The organism is Gemmatimonadales bacterium, assembly GCA_041390145.1.
Lineage (GTDB): Bacteria > Gemmatimonadota > Gemmatimonadetes > Gemmatimonadales > GWC2-71-9 > SPDF01.
Genome location: JAWKQM010000005.1, coordinates 107567 through 123907 on the forward strand (window position 1 = coordinate 107567; position 16341 = coordinate 123907).

16 protein-coding genes and 1 tRNA gene are annotated in these 16341 nt (G+C 64.0%); 13 read left to right on the forward strand and 4 right to left on the reverse strand.

From position 1 onward, the window contains the following. Nucleotide 1 precedes the first annotated feature (1 nt). From R2910_05425 to R2910_05485, 13 genes are all read left to right on the forward strand, one after another. Nucleotides 2-87, forward strand: a tRNA-Leu gene (locus tag R2910_05425). A 1094-nt stretch (nucleotides 88-1181) separates the two neighbouring features. Next, complete coding sequence (locus R2910_05430) at nucleotides 1182-1841, forward strand: TetR/AcrR family transcriptional regulator (protein ID MEZ4412405.1); 660 nt, start codon at nucleotides 1182-1184, stop codon at nucleotides 1839-1841. Nucleotides 1842-1906: 65 nt separating this feature from the next. Next, nucleotides 1907-3223 (forward strand): TolC family protein, encoded by a 1317-nt coding sequence (locus R2910_05435; GenBank protein MEZ4412406.1) that lies wholly within the window; start codon nucleotides 1907-1909, stop codon nucleotides 3221-3223. After that, nucleotides 3220-4218 (forward strand): HlyD family efflux transporter periplasmic adaptor subunit, encoded by a 999-nt coding sequence (locus R2910_05440; GenBank protein ID MEZ4412407.1) that lies wholly within the window; start codon nucleotides 3220-3222, stop codon nucleotides 4216-4218. Before R2910_05435 ends, R2910_05440 begins: the two co-directional genes overlap by 4 nt. Further along, on the forward strand, nucleotides 4215-5150 hold the full coding sequence (locus tag R2910_05445) for an ABC transporter ATP-binding protein (protein MEZ4412408.1): 936 nt from the start codon (nucleotides 4215-4217) through the stop codon (nucleotides 5148-5150). The genes R2910_05440 and R2910_05445 overlap by 4 nt, the downstream gene beginning before the upstream one ends. Then, nucleotides 5147-6100, forward strand: coding sequence for an ABC transporter ATP-binding protein (locus R2910_05450; GenBank protein ID MEZ4412409.1), 954 nt, complete (start codon nucleotides 5147-5149; stop codon nucleotides 6098-6100). The genes R2910_05445 and R2910_05450 overlap by 4 nt, the downstream gene beginning before the upstream one ends. Beyond that, nucleotides 6093-7226: an ABC transporter permease gene (locus tag R2910_05455; GenBank protein MEZ4412410.1), complete on the forward strand. Its 1134-nt coding sequence runs from the start codon at nucleotides 6093-6095 to the stop codon at nucleotides 7224-7226. The genes R2910_05450 and R2910_05455 overlap by 8 nt, the downstream gene beginning before the upstream one ends. Next, complete coding sequence (locus R2910_05460; GenBank protein MEZ4412411.1) at nucleotides 7223-8347, forward strand: ABC transporter permease; 1125 nt, start codon at nucleotides 7223-7225, stop codon at nucleotides 8345-8347. The genes R2910_05455 and R2910_05460 overlap by 4 nt, the downstream gene beginning before the upstream one ends. Nucleotides 8348-8403: 56 nt before the next feature. Then, nucleotides 8404-8838, forward strand: a complete 435-nt coding sequence (locus R2910_05465; GenBank protein ID MEZ4412412.1) for a hypothetical protein — start codon at nucleotides 8404-8406, stop codon at nucleotides 8836-8838. Beyond that, complete coding sequence (locus tag R2910_05470; GenBank protein ID MEZ4412413.1) at nucleotides 8835-9254, forward strand: hypothetical protein; 420 nt, start codon at nucleotides 8835-8837, stop codon at nucleotides 9252-9254. Before R2910_05465 ends, R2910_05470 begins: the two co-directional genes overlap by 4 nt. Nucleotides 9255-9260: 6 nt before the next feature. Further along, complete coding sequence (locus R2910_05475) at nucleotides 9261-10124, forward strand: DUF1207 domain-containing protein (protein ID MEZ4412414.1); 864 nt, start codon at nucleotides 9261-9263, stop codon at nucleotides 10122-10124. 19 nt (nucleotides 10125-10143) lie between these two features. Beyond that, complete coding sequence (locus R2910_05480) at nucleotides 10144-10779, forward strand: hypothetical protein (protein ID MEZ4412415.1); 636 nt, start codon at nucleotides 10144-10146, stop codon at nucleotides 10777-10779. A 27-nt stretch (nucleotides 10780-10806) separates the two neighbouring features. After that, nucleotides 10807-11265, forward strand: coding sequence for a hypothetical protein (locus R2910_05485; protein MEZ4412416.1), 459 nt, complete (start codon nucleotides 10807-10809; stop codon nucleotides 11263-11265). 535 nt (nucleotides 11266-11800) lie between these two features. Here the strand turns inward: R2910_05485 and R2910_05490 are convergent. From R2910_05490 to R2910_05505, 4 genes are all read right to left on the reverse strand, one after another. Continuing rightward, the gene (locus R2910_05490; GenBank protein ID MEZ4412417.1) at nucleotides 11801-12034 is read right to left on the reverse strand and encodes a hypothetical protein; all 234 of its coding nucleotides are present in this window, start codon (nucleotides 12032-12034) and stop codon (nucleotides 11801-11803) included. Between the two features lie 485 nt (nucleotides 12035-12519). Further along, a complete protein-coding gene (locus R2910_05495; GenBank protein MEZ4412418.1) occupies nucleotides 12520-13152 on the reverse strand; it encodes a cation transporter in 633 nt (210 codons plus the stop codon). A 163-nt stretch (nucleotides 13153-13315) separates the two neighbouring features. Then, a complete protein-coding gene (locus tag R2910_05500; GenBank protein ID MEZ4412419.1) occupies nucleotides 13316-13738 on the reverse strand; it encodes a hypothetical protein in 423 nt (140 codons plus the stop codon). Between the two features lie 1923 nt (nucleotides 13739-15661). Further along, on the reverse strand, nucleotides 15662-16255 hold the full coding sequence (locus R2910_05505; protein MEZ4412420.1) for a hypothetical protein: 594 nt from the start codon (nucleotides 16253-16255) through the stop codon (nucleotides 15662-15664). Between the last annotated feature and the right edge of the window lie 86 nt (nucleotides 16256-16341).

Below are 16341 nucleotides of genomic sequence, written 5' to 3' on the forward strand. Positions count from 1 at the left end.
CGCCCGGGTGGCGAAACTGGCAGACGCATGGGACTTAAAATCCCAAGGGGAGCAATCCCCATGTGGGTTCGATCCCCACCCCGGGCACTCGGCAAGTCTTTTAATAAGAAATGGTTACACGAAATGGGCCGCTATGTACTGGAGCAGCCCGTCCACGTTCTTACCCCCCCCCGGGCCCGGCTTGGGCCCGGGTTTGGTGGCGGACGACTAGGGGAGAGTCCCGTTTTGGGGCGCCTCCTGAACAGCAATCCTCATAAGCCGTGGGACGTCGTTGCCCTAGGAGAAGAGATCCGGAAATTGCTGGGGGAATTCGTCGCGATCGCAGACCCGGCGTGCCTTAGCGGTTCGGTTGGTAGGGCTATTCCCGGTCAGCCACTCTGATCAGACATCGCCAGCCACCTAACAGGCGCAGGCAGCCGCTGGGATAGGCGCCTTGGCATACGGAAAGCACTTTGGTGGGTGGTTGGCGGCTCCCCGTACCCGTACCTGCCTAGCGTGCCACCCCCAAGAGCCCGTCAAATACCCCGAAAAAGTCCAGTGGAAAAGTCCAGCCAAGCCCTTGTAAAAGTCCGGTGTGCAAGTCCAGGGTAGCCGCTCTGGACTCATCAAGGAGCCCGCTGGCGCCACCACCGCCTCCGGCACCGGCACCGCTTCCCGCTGGCACGGGACCTAGGCGGAACCTGCCTGCCCTGCCGAGCGCATCTCACCCCCCCGTCTTCTGGCGGTGCGAACTGGTGCTGCGACACCTACGCCGGGACGAAACACCACCTCCTGTTACGACACCGTGAAATGACTGTGAACCCCAGCAGGGTGATCGACTCGACCCTCTGGATCATCGGATCGCTGTTGAGAAGCAGGCATTCGATGGTGTGCTCCTTGGTGGCGTGCGGCTTCACGACGATGATCACCGGGCACTTCCCTCAGGGCTCAGTTACACGACGCTCACCGCGGAATGCCGCGCCGCGGCCAGCGAGCCGGGGGAGACCTGAGCCACTCTCATTCTGGGCGGAGTACCGCCCCGAAACTCCGGGGCGTCACGCAGAATCAGAGTGCGTACCGGCCTGACAAACCAATCATGCGGGATTTCACGTCTCCTTCACGGTTTCTTCACGCCGGAGGAACCACATTGCCATCAAGTACAAAGTAACTAGTTACTCACATCTTCATCGAGAGCGTCACCCATGGGATCCGTGCCCCGCCCAAAAGCCGCATCGAAAGCCAGCCCCAGCGCACGCAAACGGCCCTATGAGGCCGGCGCCACACGCCGGGCCCAGATCATCGCAGCGACAATCGCGATCATCGCCGAACACGGGCTCCAAGGGTGGAAGACGGCGGAAGTCGCCCGCCGGGTGGGGATATCTGAGCCGACGTTGTTTCGTCACTTCAAGAGCAAGCGGGGCATTCTGACAGCCGCGGTCCGGCATGAAACTGCCACGCTGGAGACGATGGTGACCGAGTTCGAGGGAAAGGGCGATGCCTGGAATCGTGCAGAGGGCCTGGTCACGAGTGTTCTCACCTTCCTCGAGTCAACCGGAGGCGGGCCGCTGGTCATCCTGACCGGCCAGCTCTCGAGCGCCTCTGCATCCACGCGAAACGAAATGCTGAAGGCCCTCGGCGTCTTTCGACAGCGCCTCACGATGTTGTTTCAGGACGCCGTGGAGGAACGGCACGCAGACGGCACCGTGCACCCCGAAGACCTGGCCGACCTCGCCATCGCGATCGTACAGTCCTCGGCGCTGCGGTGGGCCATGTCCAATCGCGCATACCCCGCCACGCAGCGGGCACGGGCGATGCTGCACGTCGCGCGCCTCTCCCTGGAAGCAGCGAGGAGGGCCCAATGATCCACTCGCCTTTCTGGAGGAAGCCACGGGGAATGGGGCTCCGCTTGGCTGGGGCGGTCGTGGCCATGGCTCTGGCCCCGTCCCCGGCGCCGGCTCAGTCGGACACCGCAGAGGCCACGCTCACCTTGTTCGACGCAGTCCGCCTGGCAATGGCTGACTATCCGACGGTAACAGCCTCCGCGCTCAGAGTTGCGGAGGCACACGCGGCCGTGGGCGAAGCGACCGCGGCGCGGTACCCCGCCGTGGCGCTCGCAGGCTCCGTGGTCCGCTACGACGAGCCCATGCTCGTCACCCCCATCCACGGCTTTGCCCCCGACCTGCTCCCACCGTTCGACGAAACCCTGATTCAGGGTGGCGCGACATTCACGTACACCCTGTACGACGGAGGTGCGCGCGGGTCCCGCGTTGGCCAGGCCCGCGCCGGTGCAGCGGCGGCTTCCGCCGGACATGCCGTGGCGCAGCAGGCGCTGGTGGCGCGCGTGGTGAACGCGTTCGCCACCGTCTTGACCCAGCGTCAAGTACTCGGCGCCACGGACCGCAGGCTGGCGGCCTTGCGAGCAGAGCACAGCCGCGCCAAGCAGCGAGTTGCGGCCGGGCGTGGTGCAGCGCTGGAAGTCTTCCGCGCCGACGCGTCCATCGCTGCGGCGGAGGCGGCACGGGTTCGGGTGTTCGCCGCACTCGACCTCGGAGTGCTGGAGTTGGCCCGGCTCACCGGCTGGACTGCCCAGCGCATCAGCGGCAGCACCCTCTCCGAGGTCGTGGTCGCTGACCGGGGCCTCCCGTCTCGGGAGTTCCTGGTCGGTCGCGCCCTCGAGGCCAACCCAGCGTTGGGCCAGACCCGGCAGGAGTTTCGAGCCGCAGAGGCCGGCGTGGCGGTCGCGCGAGGCGCCTGGCTGCCCGACATCAAGTTGTTCGGCGCGTACATCGATCGCGGCAGCGCAAACACCGACTTCGACGGGGAGTGGAGCGCGGGCGCAGCGCTCACGTACCCCCTCTTTACCGGCGGGGGGCGTTCCAGCCGGGTGAAGCGAGCCGAGGCGTCGCGCGGCGTGTCCGCGGAACAGGTTCGATTGGCAGAACTTCGTGTCGCCGAGGAGGTCGACCGGGCTGTGGCGCAGGTGGCGGAAGTGCGGGCACGGGCGGAGGCGCTGCGTCGGGCGGAGGTGAGCCTGGAAGAGGTGGCCCGAATCGAGCTGCTCGCGCTGGAAGCGGGAGCTGGGACACAGACCGACTACCTCAGGGCGGAGGCCGACCTGCTCGCCATCCGCGCAGAGCTCGCGGGCGCCTCCTACGGCGAGGTCGTCGCACAGGCCGAACTTGCCCGGACAACCGGTGCGCTGACCCCCGACTGGGTAGCGACCAATGTGGAGAGCACACCATGAGCACCAGAACTCGGATCGTCCTGATTTCTCTCCCCGTGCTCCTCGTCCTGGGAGGGGTTTCCTGGGTGCTGCTTCGGCCTCGTGCCGACGCCGAGACCGTGCTGGAAGCCTCTGGCACGGTCGAGGCCACCGAAGCACCACTTGGATTCGCCGCGACGGGCCGGATCGATTCGGTCTTGGTGCGGGAGGGGGAACGGGTCCGCGCCAATCAGGACCTCGCGCGGCTGGATCGCGTGGAGGTCGAGGCGCGCCGGGACCAGGCGGCCGCACAGGCGAGTGCGGCCCGAGCCCAACTGGCGGAACTCACACGGGGGTTTCGCGCCGAGGAGGTCGCCCAGGCCGCCTCCGCTCTTGAGGCGGCTGGCCGGCGGTTGGACGACGCCGAACAAACCCTGGACCGCACCAGGACGCTGCACACCGGGGGGGCCGTCAGCCAGGAGGCGCTGGACCGCGCGCAGATTGCCTTTGATATCGCCCGGAGCCAGCGCGATCAGGCGGCGGAGCAGATGGGGTTGATGACGGCCGGACCCCGCCCGGAGCGCATCGACGGGGCCCGCGCCATGGTCGCCCAGGCTGACGCCGCCGTCCGCGCACTCGAGGCTGCCCTGGACCACCTGACCGTTCGCAGCCCCTTCGACGGCCTCGTCACGGCGCGCCACCGTGAGCCGGGGGAGATCGTCCCGCCCGGCGGCGCCGTGCTCACGGTCACACGATTCGATGATCGCTGGGTCCGGATCTATGTGCCGGAGGACCGGATCGGAGCGGTCCAGATTGGGGCGCCCGCCACCATCACGGCGGACACGTACCGGGACCGACGATACGGCGGGCAGGTCGTGTTCATCGCGAGCGAGGCCGAATTTACACCCAAGACCGTCCAGACCCAGGAGGAACGGGTCAAGTTGGTGTACGCGGTCAAGGTGCAGATCACGGATGATTCGCTCTACCAGCTGAAGCCGGGGATGCCGGCCGACGTCCGACTCGAGAGCCGCCCATGACCGAGACGTCAGCGGTGCAAGTCGTCGGCCTCGGGCGTCGCTTTGGGGCCGTCGTGGCGGTCGACGACTTGACGTTCGCGGTCGCGCCCGGTGAGTTGTTCGGGCTGCTCGGGCCCGACGGTGCCGGCAAGACCACGACGCTCAGGATGCTGGCCGGTGTGCTCCGGCCCACCTCGGGCGACGCGTTCATCAACGGGGTCAGCGTCGTGAAGAACCCCGAAGCGACAAAACACCAGATCGCGTACATGTCACAGCGCTTTGGCCTCTACGGCGATCTGACGGTGCTTGAGAATCTCACCTTTTACGCGGATCTGTACGAGGTCCCCTACCATGAACGACCGGCCCGGATGGAACGGCTGTTCCACTTCTCGAACCTGGGGCCGTTTCAGCACCGGCTCGCGGGCAAGCTGTCGGGGGGAATGAAGCAGAAGTTGGGGCTCTCCTGTGCGCTGATTCACCAGCCCCAGGTGTTGCTCCTCGACGAACCGACGTTTGGCGTGGACCCGATTTCTCGACGAGACCTCTGGCTCATCGTGCACGACATGGTGGCCCAGGGGGTGACGGTGGTCGTGAGCACGGCCTACATGGACGAGGCCGAACGCTTCGATCGCCTCGCCGTCCTGCACCAGGGCCGCCTGCTCGCTCTCGATTTCCCGAGTGCGTTGCAAGAGGCCAGGCACGGCGAGGTGCTCGCTGTGCAGGTCGATCGACCGCGCGCCGCGCGAGACCTGGCCCTCCAGCTGCCGTCGGTCCGGCGCGCGGCCATCTTCGGCGACCGGCTGCATGTGACCCTCCGCGACCGCGGCGAGGACGCGGAGCACCTCCGCTCCACGCTCACCAGCGGCGGGATGACGGTCACCGGCATCGACCCGATCGTCCCGTCGATGGAGGATGTGTTCATTGCCCTGGTTGCGGAAGGGAACGCGGCGTGACCGCCCGAGTCGCCAACGTGGCGGTCTCCGTGGCGGACCTCACCAAGCGGTTCGGTGCATTCACCGCCGTCGACCAGGTGTCGTTTCAAGTCGAACGGAGCGAGATCTTCGGTTTTCTGGGGCCCAATGGAGCCGGCAAGACCACCACGATCAAGATGCTCACCGGGCTACTCCTCCCCTCGTCAGGACATGGCACGGTCGCCGGCCATGACATCATGACCGACAGCGAGGCCATCAAGCACAGTATCGGCTACATGTCCCAGCTCTTTTCGTTATATGCAGATCTCACGGTGGAGGAAAACATCGGGTTCTTCGCCGGCCTCTACGGGGTGAACCGGGCTCGCCGCGGGGAGCGACGCGATTGGGTGCTTGAGATGGCCGGGCTCACCGAGCACCGCGCCCGGTTGACCGGAGAACTCCCGCTCGGCTGGAAGCAGCGTCTGGCGCTGGGCTGCGCCGTCCTGCATGAACCGCCGCTGCTCTTTCTCGATGAGCCGACCTCAGGCGTCGACCCCATTTCGCGCCGGCAGTTCTGGGATCTCATTGACGGCCTGGCCGAGAGTGGCACCACCGTGTTCGTGAGCACCCACTACATGGAGGAGGCGGAGTACTGCCATCGCCTGGCGCTGATGAACCGGGGTCGGCTCATCGCGCTCGACACGCCGCAGCGGCTTCGGGCCGGCATGGTGGAGCCAATCCTGAGCATCCGCACCGGCGATGGCCCCCGGGCCGTCGAGGCGCTGCAGGGCGATCCCGCCGTGCTCGACACCGGCCTGTTTGGCCGCAACGTCCACGCAGTGGTGCGGGACCTGGCCGAGGCAGAAGCGGTGATCCCCGAGCGGTTGGCCGCACGGGGAGTGGAATTGCTGGGTCTGGCGCCCATCGCCCCCTCCCTCGAGGATGTCTTCGTGGCGTTGGTCCGCGCCGAGGGGGGGGCGGTCGTTGACTGAGAGCCTGGGCGGCCTGAGCCGCATGCGGTTGTTCGCCATTGCGCGGAAGGAGATCATCCAGCTCCGCCGAGACTCCCGGAGCCTGGCGCTGGCCTTCCTGCTCCCGGCATTGCTGTTGGTGCTCTTCGGGTACGCGATCACCTGGGACGTCACCGACGTCCGCATGGCCGTCATCGATCAAGACGCCTCCGCGAGCAGCCGGGCCTTGGTCGAGGCGTTCCGAGCTTCCGGATACTTCACCGTCGACCTCCGCCCCGACCGCACCAGCGACCTCGGACCCCTGCTGGACCGCGGACGTGTGCAGCTTGGCCTGGTGATCCCCCCCGGCTTCGAAGCGGCACTGGGCGCGGGACGGTTGGCTCCTCTGCAGGCGATCGTCGACGGTAGCGACGCCAACACCGCCAGCATCGTCCTGGGCTACACCCAGGGAATCACCCGGTCATTCTCCTCCCGGCTTGGGGTGGCTGAAGGGGCTGGGCCGGCTATCCAGCTGCAGAGCCGGGTCTGGTTCAACGAGGAGCTGCGCAGCCGCAACATGATCGTGCCCGGCCTGGTCGCGGTGATCATGATGATTATCGCCGCCATGTTGACCTCCCTGACGATTGCGCGAGAATGGGAGCGGGGAACGATGGAGCAGCTCGCGGCCACCCCGGTCCAACGCATCGAAGTGGTCCTGGGGAAGCTGTTGCCCTATCTGGGCATCGGCCTGCTGGACGTGCTCCTGATCAGCGGGCTTGGTGTGGTGGTCTTCGGCGTGCCGTTCCGAGGCAACCCGCTCCTTTTCCTGGTGCTGAGCACCGCCTTCCTGGTCGGGGCCCTCGGCCTGGGGATGTTCATCTCGGCCGTCGCCCGATCGCAGCTGCTTGCCACCCAACTCGCCATGGTGGCCACGTTCCTCCCGGCGTTTCTGCTGTCCGGTTTCATGTACGCCATTACGATCATGCCCGCTCCACTCCAGGCCGTGACGTACCTGGTTCCCGCACGCTACTTTCTCGTCGTGACCCGCGGGATCTTCCTGAAGGGTGTCGGCATCGAAGTCCTCCGGGTCCAAGGGCTCCTGATGATCAGCTTCGGCATCCTCGGCCTGGTGCTCGCGACGCGCGCGTTCAAGAAGGTGATCGAATGAGCCCCGCGTGGAGCGCCAGCCTGGAGCGAGTCTGGGAATTGGTAAAGAAGGAATTCCTCCAGCTGTTCCGGGACCCGCGCATGTCCCGGGTGGTCTTCGTGGCGCCGCTGATACAGCTCCTCGTCTTCGGGTACGCGGTGTCCACCGATATCCGCGATACGACCCTCTTCGTCGTCGACCACGAACAGAGCCAGGCCTCGCGGGACTTGGTGACCGCCCTCACCTCTTCCGGGCACTTTCGCGTTTCCGGCCGGTCGGATCAGGCGCGTGACGCGGTGCGGGCGCTGGAGTACGGCGACGCCCTGGTCGCACTGGACATCCCGGTTGGCTTCACCGATGCGCTTCGTGGAGGCCGGCGCGCGCAGGTCCAGATGCTGTTTGATGGCACCAATTCGAACACGGCCACCGTGGCGATGGGCTACGCCGAGCGGATCGTGCAGGCGTTCGGGGCAGGCCTCAGCGGCGCGCCGCTCGTGCGGGGCGTCGATCTGCGAGAGCGCGCCTGGTTCAACCCTGACCTCAGCAGCAGGAACTACAACGTGCCGGCCGTCGTCGGCGCCATCATCCTGCTCGTTTGTCTGCTGCTGACCTCTCTGGCGGTCGTGCGTGAACGGGAGCTGGGCACGCTGGAGCAACTCATGGTGAGCCCGCTCACGCCCGGCGAGCTGATCGCCGGGAAGACCATTCCCTTCGCTATCATCGGCCTGGTGGACCTCACCATCGTCACGATCGTGGCCATCGTGTGGTTCGGCGTCCCGTTCGAGGGGAGCCTCGTCCCGTTGCTGGCGGCGAGTGTGCTCTACCTGCTTTCGGGCCTCGGCGTCGGGCTCTTGATTTCGACCGTCTCGGCCACACAGCAGGAAGCGTTCATGGCCAGCTTCCTGGTCTTCATGCCAGCCATTCTGCTGTCTGGGTTCATGTTCCCGGTGAGTAGCATGCCGGACGTGTTCCAGTGGCTGACGTACCTCAACCCGGTCCGGCACTACTTGATCATCGTACGCGGCGTCTTCCTGAAGGGTGTCGGGTTCCAGGCGATGTGGCCGGAATTCACGGCGCTGCTGATGCTGGGCGCTGCCCTGCTCGGACTCGCTGCCAGCCGGTTCGAAAAACGCACGAGTTGATGGCAACGACACCGGGGCCGCCCAGGTGTGGCCCCACCACAATCACGGAGGGTCACATGCGCGAAGGAAAGCGGAACATCGTCGCGGGCTTGACGATTCTGGCGGGATTCATGTTCTACGGCTTCGTGCTCATCTACCTGCGGGACTTCGCCCCCGACAAGGAGGCGTGGATTGCTTCCTACGGAGCGGGGAAGCACTTTGAGTCCCGCCTGGCGCACGCGCACGGCAATCTGTTTGCCCTGCTGAATGTCGTCTTCGGGTTCCTCCTTCTCCGGCTCCCGCTGACTGGGCCGCAGGCACGCTGGATCTCATGGTTGGTGCTGGTTGGGCTCCTCATGCCAATCGGGATTCTGGCGGAGGTGCTGCTCGGCGTGCCGCCGATCCTCGTCCTCGTCGGAGGCCTTTCGATGCTCGTCGGCACGGCATGGCTGGGGGTCGCGGTGGCCCGGCTTCCGCACCCGGCACATTCTGATGCGGGCATGCGCCCATGACCAGGACTCCTGCCACGCGGATCATGCAACGCGCTGTCGCGACGGTCGCCCTGCTGTTCGGCCTCATGACCGTCATTGCGGGGGGGCGTATCGCCGTTGGCCTGGCCGATCCGGGATACGTGGTGTTCCGCCCGTTGCTGCTGTACAACACGGCCATGGGTTTTGCCTACTTGGCAGCGGGGGTGCTGCTGTGGCGCAACCTCCGCCAGGGGCGCGTGGCTGCCGGCGTGATTGTAGTCCTGAACGTGATGGTGCTGGCGGGTATCATCGCGATCTTCGCAGGCGGTGGCGCGGTCGCGCCGGACAGCCTGCGGGCCATGTCGCTTCGGACCGTCGTTTGGTTGGCGCTCTTTGCCGCGGCGACATACCTGCATCGGCTCCGGAGCAACCGCCCGGCCGCCGCCCTCGAGGGATGACCAACAATGGCGCCGATGGTGTCGCGGTGGGCGGCAACGGTGGTGGCGCTTGCGCTGTCGTTGTTCGGTGGTGGCGGGGCCTCGGCGCAAGTGGGGCTCCCGGCTGGCGACCTCTTCCAACCGCTAATGGCCAGTCCGAGGCAGCCGCGGTTTTCGGCGAGCTACCTCTGGGCCTCCTCCCCATTGCGGGATACCCGGGTCGGCGCCACGGCGTTCGGCGCGGACATCGGCATTGTGCGCTGGGGCGGCGCGGCCGACGGGCCAGGCGTGCAGATCGGCCTGGCTGGTGGCGTGTTCGCTCAATTCGACATGGAGTCTCCGTCCACCGATCTCATGAACGCCGACTACATCATCGGCATCCCGGTCTCCTTCCGGACGCACAGGTTCACAGGTCGCGTGCAATTCTATCATCAGAGCTCCCACTTGGGAGACGAGTACCTGATTCGGTACCAGCCCGATCGCATCAACCTCAGCTTCGAGGCGATCGAGCTCCTGTTCTCGGGCAACTTTGGTCCGTGGCGAGTCTACGGCGGAGGCGAGTACCTCGTGCACCGTGAGCCGGACACACTGCGGCCGGGGGTGTTGATCGCAGGCCTCGAGTACCGGGCCGTGCATCCCGTCCTGCGTGCCGGGGACGTTGGCGCGGCCCGCTTCGTGTTGGCGGTGGACGCCCGGTTCTGGGAGCAGCACGCCTGGGTTCCGGGGGTGAGCGGGAAGGCTGGCCTGGAGTTTTCGCCGCATGGTGCCAGCGAGGACAGTGGGCGGCACTGGAGCATCCTGGTCGAAGGGTACAGTGGGCCGTCACCCTACGGTCAATTCTACGACGAAGATATCGCATCCCTCGGACTGGGGTTGTATTTCTGGTTGTGAACTGTTTGGAGGTGTATGTATGGACAACGCCGTCGGGCTCGTGCAGGCGTACCTGCACGTCAACGGCTTCTTCACGGTCACCGAGTACCCGGTGCTCGAAGCGCTCGAGGGTGGGGGCGTTCAGAGTGCCACCGATATTGACATCATCGCCCTCCGACTCCCCCGTGCCGGAGGGCTGGTCACCATCGGATCGGGCCGTGGTGCCGACTTTCGACCAGACCCGGCCCTGGGCGTAGCGACGGACCGAGGCCACCTGCTCATCGGAGAGGTCAAGGAAGGAGCGCCCACCCTGAATCGGGGAGCGACCAATCCGAAAGTCCTGAGGGCAGTTCTCTCGCGCTTCGCGTGCTGTTCCACCGATGCCGTGGCGAGCGCCGTTGACAGATTGCTTCAGAACGGGGAAGCAACGGTCGACTCGGGTATCGGGCTCGACGTCAGGTTGATCGCCTTCGGGACCGGCCGGCCCACTGGGCGTAGCCGGTCCCGTGTGGTGCAGCTGGATCACGTGGTCGAATTCCTGCATGAACACCTGAACCGTCATTGGGACCTGCTGCGCCACGCACAGATCAAGGATCAGACCTTCGGCTTCCTGGTCATGCTGGAGAAGGCCCGGCGACGAGGTCGGAAGCGATCGACGAACATCGCCGGAAAATAAACCCCTCACAACGCCCCAGGAGATTGTATGCGCACTGCCATGATCGTCCTTGCCCTCTGGACCGCGGCCAATACCGTGTGGACCGTCCGCGCCGTCACCCGCGCACCGGAGACCGCGACCGTCACCACTGAGTCCGCCGACGGCCGGACTGCGGTCCCACTCCCGATCGAGGCCCGGGACGCCGTGCTTGCCGAGATGCGTCTCATGCTGAGCTCGGTGCAGGGGGTCCTGGCCGGCGCGGCGCAGTCCGATACGGCAGCCATCCAGCGGGCCGCCGCCGCGTCCGGGCTGGTGATGGCCGCCGATCCGACACTCGAGAAGATCCTCCCCGGCGGCTTCCTCCAATACGGCATGGCGACGCACCGCGCCTTCGACTCCCTGGCCGCGAATGCCTCCGCAGGGCCCGCCGCGGCGATTCAAAGCCTGGCGGCGATCACGGGGACCTGTGTAACCTGTCACGCCGCCTATCGGCTGGAATTGAAATAGCGCCGGGGGACCCGGGAACAGTGTGACCGAGGGCGGCGATGCGCCGCATCAGCTTCTCGGCCCGCTCGGTGGTGGGGTGATTACATTTTCCTGACGCTCACACTCACCCACGTCACCAAGCGCTTCCCGGGCGGCGTCACCTGCCGACAACTACTCGTCGTACATGTTGAGGTGGCGGTCGGCGGAAGCATCTTTCAGTCGAGGTTCGTCAGCTCGCGGAACGGCTCCTCGCTCTGGTGGGCCAGGGTGGCCTTCGCAGGCCGCCAGTACGCCGGCGGCGGCGGCGGCGGTCACGGAGCAGGCCAAAGGATAACTTCTGGGTCCGTTTGACGGACTTTTTCTCCGGACTTTTGTGCAAGGGTGGCTGGACTTTTCCACTGGACTTTTGCGGGGTATTTGACGGGGCTTTTGAGGGTAGCAAGCTAGCCAAGTAGGGGTACAGGGAGCTGTCAGCCACCCGCTTTAGTGCCTTCCAGCTACCAGCGCGCCCTCGTCTGCTGCATGCGCTGGGAGGGCGGGCGCCAGGCAAGATTGGCTAAGATTGAGGAGCCGCCTCACCGTTGAGATGCGAGAAGAGCGCCGGCTCCACTTCCACAAGAATGTGGAGGGCTTGTACTCGACGCTCGAGTTCCCAGCGATAGGCCGGGAGTTTCGCAGGATCGAACTCTCCACCGATTCCAAGCATGCCAGTTTGCGACAACAGAAGGTTCGCGCTTACCGTGAAGAACGAGGCATGGCTATGAGGGTCGTAGAATGAAGCAAGCTCCATGAATGCCCTCCAGCGATCTCCATCGATACTTAGAAGCTTGCGATTGCGCTGCCTGTTCACAAGTTCAAGCGCGGTATGGTATGGAAACGTCTTGTGATTCCTGCACAATCTGTCATACGCGTCAATCCCAGGGTGCGAAAATAGCAGACAAAGCGCAGTCGCCTCTGTAAAGTGACGCATTAGATGACCCGCGGCTGCTAGGTACCCCGCTAGCAGAAGTTGTGATGAACTCAGGACACAGTTCAACGCCGTATAGTAGAACGCTACGATTGTGGCTCGTCGACGATCCGGCGCGACTTTCTGGTCCAGACGTCGATACGCTTGGAATCCCGCCAGCAGTGCTTGGACGAGAGCCTCAATCTCAGTTGGAAACGTATTGCAGAATCGAAGGCGGGTTGCAGCGCCATCGTCGAGGAGGAGCGCCCGAAGCTCCTCCGCATTGGGATCGTCTGGAAGTGGTGAGATTGACATAGCGCTCGGCGACGTCAGCACCCGTCCCCGCACGCCGACCGTCCGCGGAGGCCCTCGATTCCTTCCCAAGTGACTAGAGGGACCATGACCAGGGCCGCCGCAGGGTCCGCCCACCACCAGCCCACCAACACGTTAAGCAGGAGCCCACACAGAAGGATCACGGAGAGATAGACGCAGATTAGCGTCTGCTTTGCTTCAGCCGCCAGCGCCCCACTCTGCAATTGAACGGCAATAGTCCGCTTTGCGAATGAAAGGTACGGCATGATGATCAGAGACAGCACCGCGAGCAGAACACCAAACCACGATCGGTCCGGGGCGGTCCGACTTGCCAGCGCTCGAAGGGACTCGACACTCACATAGGCTGCGAGTGCTAGGAAGGACACGCCGATCAGTCGCAGGGCAACCCCTTCTACCCGCTCACGGCGAATTGGGTCCGCGTCGGCTTGTAGCCGCCAGAGGGCTGTTGCTCCCGCGCTCACTTCTATCATGCTGTCGATGCCGAACCCCACCAGCGCGATGCTGCCAGCGACCACACCTGCCCCGATCGCAAAGATCCCTTCAAGGCTGTTGTACGCGATGGTGGCGTAGTTGAGCTGTCGACTCCGCCGAACAAGTGCGGGGCGGTCGAGGGGTAGCAGTGCGCTCATTCTTAACACCTCTGAACAACTGGCGACTGCATAACGAATGGCGCATCAGCTGCGAGGGCGCTCGCGGCTGACGCCGGCGCGTCCAGCGACCGACACTCTAGGCACTCCTGTCCCAAAGCCCGAACCGCCGAATTCGTCGATACGCGTACCAGGGTAGGACGGTTCACTGATTTGCCCGCTTGGCCAGTCGCTCTTCCCCGCGACTCATGAGATACCACCACTCCGTACCATCGGCTCGCTCGAGTCGGCGCGCACCCACTTCATGAAGCAGTTGGCGAATCGATTCGTCAGTATACCCGCCGATAGGCCGCTTCAGCGCCGCGTATGAACGATCCGTAAAACTCTCGTGGCTGAGCATGTCGAGGAGCAGGCCCTTGACTACCTCCCGACTCTGATGCCGGAGGAGGAACATCTCTTTGGTGTGGGCGAACTGCCGCATCTGCAGGGCGTAACTGAAGAGGCCGGTGAGCGCTCCACCAACCACAACGCCAATGATCGCCCATTCAGCATCCGACACTTGTTCCTCCTTGTCTGCCGCCCAGCAAAAAGGCACTTCTGCGCCGGGGGCGCTCGTGCTGGCGCCCATAACAATTAATCGTTGCGGAGACTGCACCCACGTTAGACCTTGACGGACGGGTCTGTGATCGTCCCGCAACGCATGCACAAGAACGATCGCCGCCAGCCTTCCAAACCTCTCGAATACTCAACTCGCTCCCGCTGATAGGCTGCCTCATTGATGGCTTGGTATGGAGCTTGAAGGAAATACCCCACTACGAATACTCCGACACCAATTACGGTTCCAATAAGCAAAGTTGTCGCGAGGATGGTAAAGAGCGTGGCCGCCAGGCAGACGAATACCCACCCAAATCTTATCGGCTCCGAGGGCTCGGTCGGTGGTGCGGAAAGTGCTGACAGCTGAGATTGTTGGGAACTGGAAGTTACCGCCCCAGCCGCGCCAATGGCCGACTTTCCGCTCCCGCCCCCGACACCCACAAATCCTGTAACGCTGCTAGATACCGACTTTCCATCGGCGTGGACGAGGGGCAGGAGCTTCACGTCCGCACTTCCACAATTGGCGCAATGTCCGAGGTTGTGGAACTCACCTGCGCCGCCCGAAAGTGGGGCAAGGGGCTGCACAGTGGCGGATGTGTCCTCGATAGACGGGACTCTCATCGGGCGACCGCAGTGAATGCAGGCGGGAGCCGTGCCAGAGACATTCTTTCCGCAATCCGGGCAAATGACTAGAGCCACTCGACGCCCCCCGCGTGCTTGTGGGACCTCACGCACGATGATCCAGTTTGTGAATCTTCTTTAATCGTGTCCTGCGGTGTCGGCCGATAGACCGTTCCCAGTGGTAGCGCCTGGCCCTTGTTCCAACCTGAGCATACCCCGTCAATCTTACGTCAATCACTCGCAATGCAAGCCGGAAGCTTGCTGGCCAGCCCGATATCTGATGTCGGAATTCCATGGGGGGGGGATACGCTCCAGACCTAGACCGGCTTCGTCCTCAGGCGGCGGCGTAGGTGTTACAGAGCAGGCGAGTGAACAAGAAATCGGTCTCTATCTCTATACCCCCGACACATTTGAGGGGTATAGAGATATCTCGCTCAGAGTGTCAGTTTCGTTGCCCCGGCCCTCGCCAAAAAGAAGCGACCGAAGCACCATGCTGCGATGCTCCGGCCGAGCCTTCTGCTCCCAAAACAGACCGCACTAAAGCTGCGACTCCGACTTGACGATTTGTGTTCGTATGCGTAACGCGACCCGACAGCCTGTTAGGTCGGCGCTTACCTGCAAGCTACCTGAAACTTGACCCAATTTGTGTCGGGGCCACTAACCAGTACGACCCTGGGATTCTCACCTTGAACCACACAGTCGGCGGGGATGCTTTTGAGTTGGATTGTGTGGGGGCCGTGCGGCACACCGAAGAAGCTCGTGTACTGTCCGACCGCCAAAGGAGCCCCTGTTGTTCCGCTGTCGGCGTCCACGTAGTACAGATGTAGGGAATCGATGGGCCCGGTCGTAAGCTCCGTGAAGACTAAGACCCCGTCATCGTCACCCGCCGCCATAGAAGGCAATGACATCGGCTTCGAGGTTGAGTCCAAGTGCTGACCCCACGGCACATAGACCCCTTCAGCGGGCGCGGTTGCCACTGCGGGCTTGCCGGTTTCCATCTTCGGCGCGTCCTCAGCTCTCATGCATCCGAGCCCGAGCCCGCAGGCGAGGGTCAGGCCGATGCAATACTTGGCATTCATCTCAACCTCCCTATTGAAGGGTGTGGTGGAGGTACATGTGCCGGCACGACTCAGAACATCACTTCTCTATCGACCACAGCATGGACAACCGGGGTTCAGGGGCCCGACTTCCATCCGTTCGGCAGTCCGCACGCCCTCGACAACGAGCTCTGCCTGAGGGCCTCCTTTGAGAAAGGAGTTGAGCTCGGCCATGAAGGACTGGCGTTCAGAAGGGTCGAGCGACATAAAGCCTCGGAGAACCACGGCTATACGGTGCTTCATGATGCATACCTCCTTGGAAAGGATCCACAAATTGGGCAATCACCTGGTGAGAGGGACAGCGGGACCAATCGACATCCTGCGCAGGAACGCTGAAAGTGTCGTAGCCCAGCCCGCATCCCGTAGCGCTTCTCAGCTTGGCTTGGCGACATCCGGAGATCTGTCTCAGTTCTAGACGCATTCTCCGCATCGAGGAGGGCCACGATGCTTTCGAGGCCTCCTCCCCCGCGCTTTGCAAGTTCTTGAAAGCGACGGGAGAGTCTATAGTTGTCCACCATGGACAGCTTGTAGTATTCGACTTTCGCCGTCCATGCAAAAACCAATGCCCCAAGCGAGAGCAGGAGCTGGGTAACGAGTACAACCCCTCCAATCCAGAGCAGTACTGGGAGAGCCCGATCCTTGAGCCCAAAGGAGAGGGCTACGCCCCCGACGAGGAGGGGAACTGCTAGCCCTGTGTAGGTGATCGCATCGAGTCCGAACTTCGGCCACCAAAGCCGGCGCTCGAAAATGGCGGCAGTGGCGAACGTCTTAAATGCTTCGTCCGAACAGTGCTGGCGAAGGAGATCCATATCTGGCAGAATTGAGTCACTCATCCCTACCACCTGAGAGGGAGGGGGGCCGTCAATGTGGTAGTGTCACTAGCAGCTGAATCGTAACCCCACATTCGGCGTTCTTCACA

Bases quoted from the DNA above. Each gene is read 5' to 3' on its own strand.
- R2910_05430 (MEZ4412405.1), top strand. From the start codon at position 1,182: ATGGGATCCGTGCCCCGCCCAAAAGCCGCATCGAAAGCCAGCCCCAGC.
- R2910_05435 (MEZ4412406.1), top strand. From the start codon at position 1,907: ATGGCTCTGGCCCCGTCCCCGGCGCCGGCTCAGTCGGACACCGCAGAG.
- R2910_05440 (MEZ4412407.1), top strand. From the start codon at position 3,220: ATGAGCACCAGAACTCGGATCGTCCTGATTTCTCTCCCCGTGCTCCTC.
- R2910_05445 (MEZ4412408.1), top strand. From the start codon at position 4,215: ATGACCGAGACGTCAGCGGTGCAAGTCGTCGGCCTCGGGCGTCGCTTT.
- R2910_05460 (MEZ4412411.1), top strand. From the start codon at position 7,223: ATGAGCCCCGCGTGGAGCGCCAGCCTGGAGCGAGTCTGGGAATTGGTA.
- R2910_05465 (MEZ4412412.1), top strand. From the start codon at position 8,404: ATGCGCGAAGGAAAGCGGAACATCGTCGCGGGCTTGACGATTCTGGCG.
- R2910_05470 (MEZ4412413.1), top strand. From the start codon at position 8,835: ATGACCAGGACTCCTGCCACGCGGATCATGCAACGCGCTGTCGCGACG.
- R2910_05475 (MEZ4412414.1), top strand. From the start codon at position 9,261: ATGGCGCCGATGGTGTCGCGGTGGGCGGCAACGGTGGTGGCGCTTGCG.
- R2910_05480 (MEZ4412415.1), top strand. From the start codon at position 10,144: ATGGACAACGCCGTCGGGCTCGTGCAGGCGTACCTGCACGTCAACGGC.
- R2910_05485 (MEZ4412416.1), top strand. From the start codon at position 10,807: ATGCGCACTGCCATGATCGTCCTTGCCCTCTGGACCGCGGCCAATACC.
- R2910_05490 (MEZ4412417.1), bottom strand. From the start codon at position 12,034: ATGGAGCTTGCTTCATTCTACGACCCTCATAGCCATGCCTCGTTCTTC.
- R2910_05495 (MEZ4412418.1), bottom strand. From the start codon at position 13,152: ATGAGCGCACTGCTACCCCTCGACCGCCCCGCACTTGTTCGGCGGAGT.
- R2910_05500 (MEZ4412419.1), bottom strand. From the start codon at position 13,738: ATGGGCGCCAGCACGAGCGCCCCCGGCGCAGAAGTGCCTTTTTGCTGG.
- R2910_05505 (MEZ4412420.1), bottom strand. From the start codon at position 16,255: ATGAGTGACTCAATTCTGCCAGATATGGATCTCCTTCGCCAGCACTGT.